Genomic DNA, 12,954 nt, shown 5'->3' with positions numbered 1-12,954 from the left:
AAAGATCCCCCCTAACCCCCCTTATGAAAGGGGGGGACAAGAGAAAGTTGTACCGAAGCGAATTATTTTTAACTATAAGCCGCTTCTAAAGAGGATAAGTCGCCCTGCACCAAAGCCTCAACCGCTTCCGCTTTAGTTGGTAATGCCGCTGTCAAGACTTCTCTGCCAGTCTCCGTTACTAACACGTCATCTTCGATCCGAATGCCGCGCACGTCAGCAAATTGAGTTAAGCGTTCCCAGTTGACGACATCGCGATATTTCTCCCGCCGATCGCGATCGGTTAAAATTGCCGGAACTTGATAAAATCCTGGTTCGATCGTCACCAACATCCCAGGACGGAGGGGACGATTCAACCGTAAATAATTTAACCCAAAGCGATCGCTGCGTTTGCGCCCTTCCTCATATCCAGCAATATCCCCTAAATCTTCCATATCGTGAACGTCTAAACCCAATAAATGCCCGATCCCGTGGGGAAAAAATAGGGCGTGAGCATCCATTTCGACTAAATCTTCCGGTTGACCGCGCAAAATGCCTAAATCGACCAAACCTTGAGCAATAACTGTCGCCGCTAATAAATGTATATCCTGATACTCTACGCCGGGACGAATTTTCCCAATACAAGCATCATGCGCCGCCAGTACCACATCGTAAATCGCTCGCTGAGTGGCTGAGAATTGCCCAGATATAGCCCAAGTGCGGGTGACATCCGCCGCCCAACCTGTTGATGTTTCTGCCCCTACATCCACTAGTAATAAGTCTCCCAACTGCATCGGGTGATGATAGCGATCGTTATGCAACACCTCTCCATGCACCGTCACGATACTGCTATAAGCACAGCTCATGTTATTAGCGAGAATAACGTGTTCCATCGTGGCGCGCACATCTGCCTCCCATGAGGCGTTAGTTGACACTGCCATACCAGCAATATGAGCTTGTACCGTTACGTCAGCAGCTTGGCGTAATTGAATTAAAGCAGCGCGATCGTGACTGAGCCGCAGCGCTACAATTGCTTGAGCTAACTCCAAATCAATGCCTTGCAATACCTTAGCTGGTGAAATTGGACGGTTAAGGATGCGAGACTGTTGGAGAGCGGTCATAGTATCCTGTGCGGCAATAGTAGCTGCCCCCACAGCATGAGATTCCAACTCGCTCATGGGTAAAGCTGCATCTGCGCCAATCTGAGTTGCAATGTCTGTTCTGCTGGGCATTTCTCCGTGCCAGAGGGCGCTTTCTGGTTTCGGATCGTCTACAAACAACGTCATTTTCCCCCCTTCTAAGCGAATAGCCGCTGTTTCCAGGGGAATACCAGCAAAATAGAGAAAGTGACTGCTGGCTCGAAAGGGAAAGCAATTAGCAGGAAAATTACGCGCGCTACTGCGTCCCGACCATAATATAACTGGTACATCAAGGCGATCGGCTAGATTCTCTCGCCGCTGCCGCAGAGCTTCCACATCAGTGTCATGAGTCATTAAAAGTGAGTAGTGAAGAGTGACTGGTGACTAGTGGCTGGTGACTAGCTACTGACAAATGACCAATTTAATCGTCGTCATCTTGATTATTTTGGTTAGGTGCTTCGTTGCCATCATCCTCGTCGTCTGCTTCGTTCTCGTTGTCTTCTTCTACATTCTCGTTCGTGTCTCTGACTCTTTCATCTCCACTAGGAGTACAGCTAACAAGTCCGCCTGCTACGCTCAGCAAAACAATAACACTTAGTAAACTTCCGATCGCCGCTCTAGGGTTCAACCATTTACTTAGGTCTTTCATTCGCAACCTCCGAGGCGCAGAACACATCAATATTTAATTATTAACAAGATTTTAATATCTTGCGTTCATCTATGAATAGTTATTCGTCATCTGTCATTGGCAACAACAAATGACGAATGACCATTGACTAATGACTCTTCACTAAAACACCATTGAGAAAAATATCAGCTAATCCTTCCGCCATCTCTTTCATTTGTTGAGGAGAGGCGTTGGGTTCCATTAACGTGTTGTGGCTGAAACCAGAGATGGCAAACATGCCTAAGAATACTTGGGCAACAATGCGCGGATTCATCGGACGGTAAATGCCCCGTTCCATTGCTGTTTGAAAGAAAGCCTCAGCAACATCTGTCATTTTGCCGATCACCTCAGATTGGACGCGATCGCGCAAATCTGGGTGAAATTGGGCTTCCATGAAGCAAACCCGCATTAAATCGGCGTTTTTCTGAAAGTTCCACATTCGCCGCTGCATGACTTGTGCTACAGCTTTATAGCTGCCCATTTCGCTCAATTCCGTCAGCAGATCGGTGAGAATTTCTACCCAACCTTGGGTTGCTACCTCGACCAAAATTGCTTTTTTATTAGAAAAGTGACGAAACAGCGTACCTTCCGCCACACCAGCAGCTTGTGCTAAGTCGCGGGTTGTCGTACCGTCAAACCCTTGACGCGCGAACAATCGCTGCGCCGCTTGTAAAATGCGATCGCGAGAAGAATCTGCTGGCTGTGAAGCACGGTTAAAAACTTGCATAGAAGGTATTTATGGTTGTATCGATGTTAATACAACTTGTAGGGACATTCTCTTACATCCAGCTGCATAACTGGCAAACTTTAATAGATCGTTAATAGATCTATCTCGAACGCACAATTGATTCCAATCTATGATGCATCAGATCGTACGTTTTATCCGCTCAATTTTATCCGCATTTAAGATCTGGCAACGCTTGCTTGCCGTATTAACAATTGTAACTATCTTGTTTTGGGTTGTCTGTTCGGAAACGGCGTTAGCTGATTCAGTTATCAGGAGTCGGGAGTCGGAAGCTTCCACATTAATTCCGAATTCCGAATTCCGAATTCCGAATTCTTCTCAGTCAATCCAACCTTATTACAAGCGTGTGAGCCAGGATTTAACCGAATTTCGTCTCAGTAATGGGATGAAGTTTATTGTCTTGGAACGCCATCAAGCACCAGTTGTATCTTTTCTGACCTATGCTGATGTGGGTGGAGTTAACGAACCAGTAGGTAAGACAGGTGTGGCTCACTTTTTGGAGCATTTAGCATTTAAAGGTACGACGCGAATCGGTACGCGAGACTACACCGCAGAAAAACCGCTGTTAGAAAAATTAGACAAATTAGCAGCAGAAATTACCGCAGCCAAGACAGCGAAAAATGAGGCAGAAGTTACCAAATTGCAAGCGCAATTTGAGCGAGTAGAAGCTGAAGCAGCTCAGTTAGTCAAACAAAATGAGTTAGGGCAAATCGTCGAACAAGCTGGAGGTGTAGGTTTAAATGCCAATACTTCGACAGAAGCAACGCGGTATTTTTACAGCTTTCCCGCCAACAAACTAGAAATGTGGATGTCGTTGGAGTCAGAACGTTTTCTCGAACCCGTGTTTCGAGAATTTTACAAAGAAAAAGATGTAATTTTAGAAGAACGACGGCTGCGGGTAGAAAATTCGCCTATCGGACAAATGGTGGAAAAGTTCCTCGATACTGCTTATCAAGTCCATCCTTACAAGCGTCCCGTTATCGGTTACGAACAAGATATTCGCAACTTAACGCGGGCTGACGTGCAGCAGTTTTTCGATACTTATTACATACCGAGTCAATTAACGATCGCAATTGTCGGTGATGTTAATCCCCAACAAGTAAAACAGTTGGCTCAAGTTTATTTTGGACGCTATCGCGCTAAAGTCGCTCCTCCTAAGTTGACAACAGTAGAACCAAAGCAGCAAAAAACGAGGGAAGTGACGCTCAAATTACCGACTCAACCTTGGTATTTAGAAGGCTACCACTGTCCGGGGATTAACGATCCAGACTATGTGGTTTATGAAACGATTGGCAGATTGTTGAGTAACGGACGTACATCACGACTCTATCAATCTTTAGTAGAAAAGCAACGCCTAGCTTTATCAGCTCAAGGTAGTAGTGGATTTCCGGGGAATAAATATGAAAATTTAATGCTATTTTATGCTTTGACAGCTCCAGGGCATACAGTTGATGAAGTGGGGACAGCGATGAGAAAAGAAATCGATCGCCTCAAAACCGAACCAGTTTCAGCGATGGAATTGGAGCGAGTCAAAACACAAGCTAAAGCAGATTTATTGCGATCGCTCGACTCAAATATGGGGATGGCACAGTTATTGTTAGAGTACGAAGTCAAAACAGGTTCCTGGCAAAATTTATTTAAAGAACTAGAAGCGATTTCTCAGGTATCGTCAGCCGATATTCAACGAGTTGCACGACAAACTTTCATCCCCAAAAATCGTACAGTCGGGCGGTTATTATCTTCTTGAGGGAGTCGGTAGGGGCTGGTTTCCAAACCCGCCCGTACAGGGGTCGGAAGTCGTGCATGAAAATACTTTTAATTTCTTGAATTATCTCTCACCCATCAACAACTACCAACTACCAACTACCCATTACCAACTACCCATTACCAATTTCCAATTCACATGGACAAACTACAAAAATTACTGCAAGATGACCTTCCTCGCTTAGGTACATACTTTTTAGATATGACAGCGGTACAGGGAGATGGGGTTTTACTTGTCAATTACTACCCTAATGATGCGATCGCTCAAATGGAGGCAAAATTTCTCAAAGCAAGTGTGATTCCCAAATATTCAAGACAAATGGGATTAGCCGATCTAGTCACACAATTTGAAGCACACGATCGCCAAACTCAAATGGTGGTGGCTGTCGTTACACCAGAGACGAAGGGGACTCTAACTGTAGAGGTATCGTCTACACCCCCACCAGCACCAGAACCAGAGACAGCCAAACCAGAAACCGCCAAACCCGAAACAGCTAAATCGACTACCAAGCCTAAAGCCAAGGGGAAAACTTCTACTCGGACAACTGCTAAATCTCCCGCACCAGAACCCGCACCGCAACCAGAAACCGCCAAACCCGAAACAGCTAAATCAACTACTACCAAGCCTAAAGCCAAGGGGAAAACCTCAACTCGGACAACTGCTAAATCTCCCGCACCAGAACCCGCACCAGAACCCGCACCGGAACTAGAAATAGCTACATCCCCGGCTAAATCAACTACTACCAAGCCTAAAGCCAAGGGGAAAACCTCAACTCGGACAACTGCTAAATCTCCCGCGCCAGAACCCGCGCCAGAACCCGCACCGGAACCAGAAACCGCCAAACCCCCAGCTAAACCAGCGAAACCACCTACCAGACACAAAGCACGGCGCACTCCGCCTCGGACAGCTGCAAGGCGAAGAAAAGCAACTTAGAGTCAACATCCATTTGCTAAACATTCGGCAAATATTCCCAAAAATTAGCACAAGAAACTGTAAATTTGGCGCTGTAGGATCGTTTGCATAGCTGTAAGCCAGGATGCAAATGACTCTTTCATATACGGTAAAGCTGATTTCAGTCGCTTTCGCATTGGCTAGCGTAGGACTGGATACGACAAAAGCGATCGCGCAGACGATATATCCATTTAATGGTAACTATGACACAAGAATCGAGATCGTACCGATTGACGAGGAGCTATCTCAATCGATCGAGTTAGCTACGAGTTCCGACCCTGAAGCCCCTTATGGTCTAACTCAGTATGAAGGATTAATCTACGCGCGAACCGATCCTGCAACTGGTGCGCTTAACTTTGATACCAATCCCGCTACGTTTGGCTTACCAGATCTGCCACCAGGTTACATCGTATTTGAGGGAGAAGGCACGGATAACAAATTGCGAGGAACTGCCACGGCTACGGCTACACTTGACCGGGAAAATCTGACGGGATCTGGTTCCGGTACGCTGACAATTACAGGTGGCGAAGGCATATTCACAGGCGCGACTGGAACGCTAGATTTTACTCAAGTCGATCGACTCAACCCAGATCCAAACGTTCTTTCGCTTGAGGGTGATGCTGTCATTACTGGCTCAATCGAAACAGTCCCAGAACCAGGAGGAGTAGGAACGCTGGCTGGTGTCGGTGTTATTGGCGCTGGCTTACTGCTACATCGCCAACGCCAAAAGTTGACCAAAAACACTTAAGACGATCGCCGCCGCCCTTGACCGAATAAAATCGCTTTAGATTCTTCGGTGACAGATGGCGCAGTACTAATTTCGTCAGCCTTAGCATAGGCACGTTGCACGGCAGGACGTGCTTTTATGCTCTCAAACCAGCGTTTAAGATTGGGAAAGTCATCTAAATTTTGCTGTTGCGTCTCGTAGGGTACGATCCAGGGATAAGCTGCCATATCCGCGATCGAGTAACTACCTGTGATAAAAGGTAGATTTGTCAGCCGTTCGTCGAGTACGCCATATAATCGTTCGGTTTCCTTTACGTAGCGATCGATCGCATAAGGAATTTTCTCCGGTGCGTAAGTGACAAAGTGGTGATTTTGTCCCAGCATGGGACCCAATCCACCCATTTGCCAGAACAGCCATTGCATTGTCTCGACGCGATCGCGTAGGTTATCTGGTAAAAATTTTCCCGTTTTTTCTGCCAAATATTGCAGAATTGCCCCCGATTCAAATACGCTTATCGGTTCGCCACCATCAGGGGGGTCGCGATCGATAATCGCCGGAATTTTATTGTTAGGTGAGATCTTGAGAAATTCTGGGTCGAACTGTTCGCCCTTAGCAATATTGACAGGTTTGATTTCGTAAGGTAGCTCTGCTTCCTCAAGAAAAATGGTAATTTTATGTCCGTTTGGAGTTGTCCAATAGTAGAGTTCGATCGTCATGGCAATTCATTCGGAATGCATAAACTCTTCGATCGTAACTGGAATTGTTGAGTGGTTGGTAATTGGTAATTGGTAATTGGGTGGTGCGTGGTGCGTGTTGATAGGGTATGGAGTGTGGGGTGTGGTGTGACTAATTTCTCCCTTGTCCCTCTTGTCCCCTCAGCTCCCTCAGCTCCCTCAGCTCCCTCAGCTCTCTTCAGGAGGCAAATCCACGCTGTAGAGGGTGTCCCCGGCTAAATTGTGTAGGGTGACGGTCATCACTTCACTGTCGCGATCGATTTTGACCATACCAAAAAACTGTAACCCTTCCGAAGGGGGACGATTTGGCTTAGTTCCCTTTGGCAAACTGTTAAATTTCACCTGCGGACCGAAAGTACTATCTAGCTCGTTAGGTCCAAATGTGCCTGAGTTTAAAGGACCCGCGACAAACTCCCAAAAAGGCTTGAAATCAGTAAATTGAGCTTTGCTGGGGTCGTAGTAGTGAGCGGCGGCATAATGTACGTCTGCTGTCAACCAAACCACATTGCGGATATTTTGCCGTTGGATGAACTGAAACAAATCTGCAAACTCTAGTTCTCGCCCTAGAGGAACGCCGTTATCCCCATTTGATAGCGCTTCATAGGCTGTTGTCCCATCTGGAATTACTAGTCCAATTGGCATATCGCTAGCAATGACTTTCCAGGTGGCAGTTGAGGTGAGTAATTGTTGCTTCAACCAGTTGACCTGAGCTTTACCTAAAAATGCTGTCTCGTCGCTTGCCTCAGTTTGGCGATTTGCCGAGTTTGCGCCTCGATAGCTGCGCTTGTCGAGCATGAAAATGTCTAGCATCGCTCCGTACTGAAACGAACGATAAATCCGCTCTGGGTCGTTAGGATCGAAGCGAATTGGCTGGTATTCTAGAAATGCTTGTCTTGCCCGTTCTGCCAGAAGATTCACATCTTTAACCTGATAACGGGCATCTGTACCGACATCTGTAAGAATCTCGCCTGGATACCAGTTGTTTGTGGTTTCGTGGTCGTCCCACTGAACGAGTTGAGGGACTTCGGCATTGAAACGGCGGACGTTTTCATCGAGTAGGTTATAAATATAGTTGCCGCGAAACTCAGTTAGTGTTTCTGCTACCTTTGCTTTTTCTGGTGTGGTGATGTTTTTCCAAATGCTACCATCATCAAGTTTGACTTCAGCCAAGATTGGATTATCAGCGTAAATCGTATCGCCAGAGTGGATGAAGAAGTCTGGATTGAGTTGTCGCATGGTTTCATAGATCTTCATGCCACCAAATTCTGGATTAATTCCCCAGCCTTGTCCGGCTGTGTCTCCTCCCCAGACAAATTTAATGTCGCGTTTTTTAGTTGAAGGAGTGCGAAAAGTTCCCGTGACAGGAACGCTCGAAATACTGGAGTTGTCCAAATCCTGAAAAGTAAATCGGTAGAAGATTTGCTCGTCGGTTGGTAGTCCTGATAGGTCAACGCGGACTGTAAAGTCAGTTGCTTCTAAGGCTGGCGCTCCAATAATTCGTCGGACATGGCGAAAATTTTCACTCGTACTGTATTCTACGATCGCTCGTGCGGGGCGATCGCAGCGGCTCCAAACTACGGCACGATTCCCCGTGATATCACCACTGGCAACTCCATAAGGGATTGTCGGGCGCATTTTGTCTGAGGTCACAATTCCTGGGGCTTGTGCCTTAACTTGTCGGGATGGCGACAACAAACTGGCAGCTACAGCCCCGCTGGTGAAAGCCGAACCGAGCAGAAATGAGCGACGGTTAATTTGTCGCAAGTTGGAATTCATAAGTATTTCCTTTAGTTTGACAAGGGAAAAATTGAAAAAATCTCGAAAATATTAATTTTTGACAAGTCAAAATAGACCACCAAAAAGCTCAATTCATGCGCTTCGATTTAGCGCGATCGCTATCCTGTTAGTAGTTAATGACGTGAAAGTAATCTTGAGAAAAAAAAGAGTTTACGGCAGTAATTTAAACAAATCTCGCTCCGCAGTCAAGCAGCAAAAATTAACCTTGACTTAACTTTCTGATGATGTTAATTGTATTTGCGATCGCCCGAACTTACCTTTAGAAGCAATTACATACAATTGGAAATTCGATATTTATTGTGAATTTCTCCATGCTGGCGGGCATCTTAACTATAGAAGCTATACCAATCGCTCGTACTAGCTTTATTTTCACTTTTTCATATAGCAATTCTATTTGATTCATGAACGTGGAGCAGGCTAGAAGCCTACTTTACAAATCATTTAGAACTGCTATAGCTTTCTTTGCGCTTTCTCATACTCCTGAAAATCGATCGATATAAGCAAAATTACTCGGAGGGATTCAACATGAATCTGACTGGACTAAAATGGACTAAAAATGTAAAAAATCAAGATGGTAGATATTGGGCTTATAAGGATAAAACTGAATATATTGAACCAGCAGAAAATATTTTTGGTTTACATTGAAAATTCAACCAATATGAAAACGCTGGCAAGCCTCAAAAAGACAATTTTATCATTTTAAGACAGCACGCCAGGGTCACTCATGTAGTTCGAGTTATAGATAACGAGTTGTACAAAGAGTTGACAGCAAAAGAATTTAGCTTTTATCGGATGGTAAAAACGGTTTGGATAGCTAATGATGGCACAATCCGCCAACTTACGAGCAAGTTTTCGGTCAAAAAATCTTTTTTCCGAGAGATGGAAAAGTTATCGACTTAGAGAATATGAATGTTTTTCAAGAAGACTGGAATTCAAAAGCAGGATTGTTAGCTTTTCAAAAGCACGTTCAACAACTACTTCAAATCAGCTAACGGATCGCAATTAATAACTGATGATTTTTGAAATGTTTAAATGGATAGTGAGTATTGCTCACCTTTATTTTTGATATTTATTTTGACACTATTTTTTGATATTATTTACTTGCGATCGCCACTCATTACTGACTCGATCATGACTTGGCAAACTCTTGGCTTAGAGCCTCATTTATATGATTACTTATTATCTGTTTCATTGCGAGAACCAGAAATTTTGACGCAACTACGTCAAGCAACTGCCCGTCACCCATTAGGTAAGATGCAAATTGCACCCGAACAGGGTCAATTTATCGCCTTATTGTTGCAATTAATCGGAGCAAAGAAAACTTTAGATATCGGTGTATTTATGGGTTATAGTTCTTTAGTCATGGCATTAACATTACCCGTTGATGGTATAGTAGTAAGCTGTGAAAAGAATGAGGAATATGCTGCGATCGCGCGTCACTGGTGGCAGCAGGCAGGCGTAGCACATAAAATTGACTTGCACGTTGCACCAGCCAAGGAAACCCTTCACCATCTCATAGAAACATGTGCATCTGAAACATTTGATTTTGCTTTAATTGATGCAGACAAGAGTAATTACGATAGCTACTACGAACAAGCACTTCAGCTTATACGTCCAGGCGGATTAATTGCAATTGATAACGTTTTATGGTCGGGACGAGTTGCCGATCCACAGGTCCAAGATAATCGCACTAAGAAATTACGCACCTTAAATCAAAAACTTCATCAAGATAAGCGTATTACTCTCAGCCTTGTACCAATTGGAGACGGTTTAACTCTGGTAAGAAAGGTAATGAATGCTAATTGCTAATTGCTTCCTTATCTCTCTTGTCCCTGCTTCCGCAACTCCCGACTCCCGACTCCCTGTTTCAACTTTTCTTGCTGGCGGCTTCTCTTCTCCTCGGTAAGAGTATCAAAGCAATCAGGACAAGAAATTCCCTCTTCGTACTTTTCAGATTGTTTATCTAATTCCGAAAGTGGGTGTCCGCAACTACGACACATTTCATAATTACCTGGTACTAAACCTTGTTGTACAGCTACCCGTTCGTCAAATACAAAACACTCTCCTTGCCACAAACTTTCTTCAGATGGAACTTCCTCTAGATATTTTAAAATTCCACCTTTAAGATGATAGACTTCCTGAAATCCTTGAGACAGCATAAACGACGAAGCTTTTTCACAGCGAATTCCTCCCGTACAAAACATTGCTACCTTTTTATGTTGGTCGGGATTGAGATGTTGACGCACGTATTCAGGAAATTGGCGAAAAGACTGAGTTTGTGGATTTTGCGCTCTTTGGAAACTTCCAATTTTTACTTCATAATCATTGCGGGTGTCAATCACAACGACTTCAGGATCGCTAATAATTGCGTTCCAGTCTTGAGGGTTGACATAAGTACCGACTTGCTGACTCGGATCTGCTTCCGGTATTCCAATGGTGACGATTTCCCGCTTCAACTTCACCTTCATCCGCTCGAATGGGGGTGCTTCAGCACGTGATAACTTGTACTCTAAGTCTGCCAGACGCGGATCGGAGCCGAGAAAAGCAAATAGGGAATCAATTAAACTTCGGGAAGCAGCTGCAATTGTGCCATTAATTCCCTCCTCTGCGAGTAGAATTGTCCCTTTCACCCCTTGAGACAGGCAGTAAGACAGTAACGGTTCGCGTATTTCGGCGCAGTCTGGTAAGCTGACAAACTTATAAAATGTGGCGATAACCTGAGTCATGGCTTTGAATGAGTAGAAATTTCTGAAATATTTTTGGTAATTTTGCTCGTTTAGCTCTTGACCATATTGTTTTAGAGTAGCTATAATAACAAAGTTGTCGAAAAAACGGCAGCAAGCTCATGACTCTCGGGGGTTTAGCTCAGTTGGTAGAGCGCCTGCTTTGCAAGCAGGATGTCAGCGGTTCGAGTCCGCTAACCTCCATATTTAGTTATTAATTATTTAATCCCAACTACCGAATCGACTCTACACTTCTGACTTGCTTGTCAAATAAATCGGTCAAAATACTCATAACCGATCGCTTGCGAATAATAATCCCAGCATTGACTCCCATCCCAGATTGTAAGGAAATTGGTCTGCCATTCACCGATAAATTTTGCGATTCTAATTGAATTCTGGCAGGAAAAGCGTAGTATTGCCGCTCTTGAGTTGGTGCTAAAGCATCGGAACCAACCCAAGTAATTTTTCCTTTGAGTGTACCGAATTCTGTTGAGGGAAAGGAATCGACTCGCACTTCCACTTTCATTCCCTCGCGCACGAAGCCGATATCTCGATTTGTCAGATATACCGAAGCAACTAAATTATCGTTGGGAACGATTTTTAAAATTGGTTTTGTATCGCCAATCACAAAACCCGCCGCACGAGGCTGCAAGTCAAATACAGTTCCATTCACTGGAGATTTAAGCTGCTGATATTTGACAGATTGTACGGCTTTACTAATTTGCGCGTCAATTTCTGCTAATTTTGTCTTATTTTCCAATCGCTTTTGGCTTAATTGACTATCAATCTCCGCTATTTTTTTATGATTTTCGGCAATTTTACTATGAACTTCTTTCGCTGAGGTGGCAATTGTATTTTGTAATTCTTCCTTAGCTCGATCGATAGAAATTGCTAGCTTTTGTTGTTCGGCTGTTAGGCGATCGACCTCTCCTTGTTTGGTAATAACTTCCTGTTGCTGGCGTTCGTATTGAATTTGAGAAATTGCCCCTTCTCCAGTTGCCAAGGGAGTAATTCGCTTTAAAATTTGGTTGTTGACCTTAAGAATTTGCTTTGCCGTTGCTAGCTCTTTGGCAGTCTGCGATCGCTGTTTTTCTAATTCTTGAACTTGCTTCCGCGCTGCCTCAACTCTCGATTGAATTTCATTTTGACTGGCTGTCAATAATTGACTTTGATTATTTGCAAAATCCGTCGTTTCTCCAGAAGCAATATTACCACCCTTTAAAACATTTTGAAAATAGCGATTTTCCGACATCAAATCGGCGCGTAACTTCAGTAGAGAAACCAGATCGGCACTTCCAGAAATTACAGGTTTACTACTATTAATTGCCTGGTCGTAAAACTGATTTTCTTGTACTAAACTAGAGCGAACTTTTGTGAGAGAATCTAAGTCAGCTTGAGGTGAAGTCGGGTCTAAAGTGACTAAAAGCTGATCTTTTTTCACGCTCTGACCGTCTTGAACGTGAATTTCTCGTACCACTCCCCCCGTGGGAGCTTGAATTTCTTTAACTGCCCCTAACGGCTCTAATTTACCCGTTGCGACTACAGTTTGATCGAGTTTAGCAAATGTTGCCCAGGCGATCGCCGAAGTTGTCGCGCCAACAATCAGCCAAATAAACAAATGCGACCACAAAGCAGGACGGTTAAGTACTACTGATGAATTTAAAAATTGTTCCTCAGATTTAGCTAGCGGTTCGGTATTCATAAAAGGGTGAGGGGTGAGGGGTAAGGGC

The 12,954-nt window shown here is 44.3% G+C and carries 11 protein-coding genes and 1 tRNA gene; 5 read left to right on the top strand and 7 right to left on the bottom strand.

Annotation, left to right across the window (positions count from 1 at the left end; genetic code table 11):
- Positions 1-68: 68 nt before the first annotated feature.
- From CHRO_RS04725 to CHRO_RS04715, 3 genes are all read right to left on the bottom strand, one after another.
- Entirely contained in the window at positions 69-1,469 is a 1,401-nt protein-coding gene (locus CHRO_RS04725; protein WP_015153037.1) for an aminopeptidase P family protein, read from the bottom strand.
- Between the two features lie 67 nt (positions 1,470-1,536).
- Complete coding sequence (locus CHRO_RS04720; protein ID WP_015153036.1) at positions 1,537-1,764, bottom strand: hypothetical protein; 228 nt, start codon at positions 1,762-1,764, stop codon at positions 1,537-1,539.
- A 127-nt stretch (positions 1,765-1,891) separates the two neighbouring features.
- Complete coding sequence (locus tag CHRO_RS04715; RefSeq protein ID WP_015153035.1) at positions 1,892-2,509, bottom strand: TetR/AcrR family transcriptional regulator; 618 nt, start codon at positions 2,507-2,509, stop codon at positions 1,892-1,894.
- A gap of 130 nt (positions 2,510-2,639) precedes the next feature.
- Here CHRO_RS04715 and CHRO_RS04710 point away from each other — a divergent pair, with 130 nt between their 5' ends.
- From CHRO_RS04710 to CHRO_RS04700, 3 genes are all read left to right on the top strand, one after another.
- The gene (locus tag CHRO_RS04710; protein WP_015153034.1) at positions 2,640-4,274 is read left to right on the top strand and encodes a M16 family metallopeptidase; all 1,635 of its coding nucleotides are present in this window, start codon (positions 2,640-2,642) and stop codon (positions 4,272-4,274) included.
- Positions 4,275-4,430: 156 nt separating this feature from the next.
- Positions 4,431-5,225 carry a hypothetical protein gene (locus CHRO_RS34195; RefSeq protein WP_015153033.1) on the top strand — a complete coding sequence of 265 codons (795 nt, stop codon included), beginning with the start codon at positions 4,431-4,433 and terminating at the stop codon, positions 5,223-5,225.
- 109 nt (positions 5,226-5,334) lie between these two features.
- Positions 5,335-5,991, top strand: a complete 657-nt coding sequence (locus tag CHRO_RS04700) for a hypothetical protein (protein ID WP_015153032.1) — start codon at positions 5,335-5,337, stop codon at positions 5,989-5,991.
- Here CHRO_RS04700 and CHRO_RS04695 read toward each other — a convergent pair.
- Both CHRO_RS04695 and CHRO_RS04690 read right to left on the bottom strand, forming a co-directional pair.
- Positions 5,988-6,686, bottom strand: a complete 699-nt coding sequence (locus tag CHRO_RS04695) for a glutathione S-transferase N-terminal domain-containing protein (RefSeq protein WP_015153031.1) — start codon at positions 6,684-6,686, stop codon at positions 5,988-5,990. The genes CHRO_RS04700 and CHRO_RS04695 overlap by 4 nt on opposite strands.
- Before the next feature lie 186 nt (positions 6,687-6,872).
- Positions 6,873-8,480, bottom strand: a complete 1,608-nt coding sequence (locus CHRO_RS04690) for an alkaline phosphatase D family protein (RefSeq protein ID WP_015153030.1) — start codon at positions 8,478-8,480, stop codon at positions 6,873-6,875.
- Between the two features lie 1,152 nt (positions 8,481-9,632).
- Between CHRO_RS04690 and CHRO_RS04685 the strand changes: the two genes are divergently transcribed.
- Positions 9,633-10,310, top strand: a complete 678-nt coding sequence (locus CHRO_RS04685) for a class I SAM-dependent methyltransferase (RefSeq protein ID WP_041462824.1) — start codon at positions 9,633-9,635, stop codon at positions 10,308-10,310.
- An 8-nt stretch (positions 10,311-10,318) separates the two neighbouring features.
- Here the strand turns inward: CHRO_RS04685 and trhO are convergent, their stop codons facing one another.
- Entirely contained in the window at positions 10,319-11,227 is a 909-nt protein-coding gene (trhO, locus tag CHRO_RS04680; RefSeq protein WP_015153027.1) for an oxygen-dependent tRNA uridine(34) hydroxylase TrhO, read from the bottom strand.
- Positions 11,228-11,355: 128 nt separating this feature from the next.
- Here trhO and CHRO_RS04675 point away from each other — a divergent pair.
- A tRNA-Ala gene (locus CHRO_RS04675) sits at positions 11,356-11,428 on the top strand.
- A gap of 28 nt (positions 11,429-11,456) precedes the next feature.
- Here CHRO_RS04675 and CHRO_RS04670 read toward each other — a convergent pair.
- Positions 11,457-12,926 carry a beta-barrel domain-containing protein gene (locus tag CHRO_RS04670; protein WP_015153026.1) on the bottom strand — a complete coding sequence of 490 codons (1,470 nt, stop codon included), beginning with the start codon at positions 12,924-12,926 and terminating at the stop codon, positions 11,457-11,459.
- Between the last annotated feature and the right edge of the window lie 28 nt (positions 12,927-12,954).

The sequence above is a fragment of the Chroococcidiopsis thermalis PCC 7203 genome (assembly GCF_000317125.1).
GTDB lineage: Bacteria > Cyanobacteriota > Cyanobacteriia > Cyanobacteriales > Chroococcidiopsidaceae > Chroococcidiopsis > Chroococcidiopsis thermalis.
Note: the sequence above shows the minus strand (reverse complement) of the source record. Positions and strands in the feature narration are given on the sequence as shown.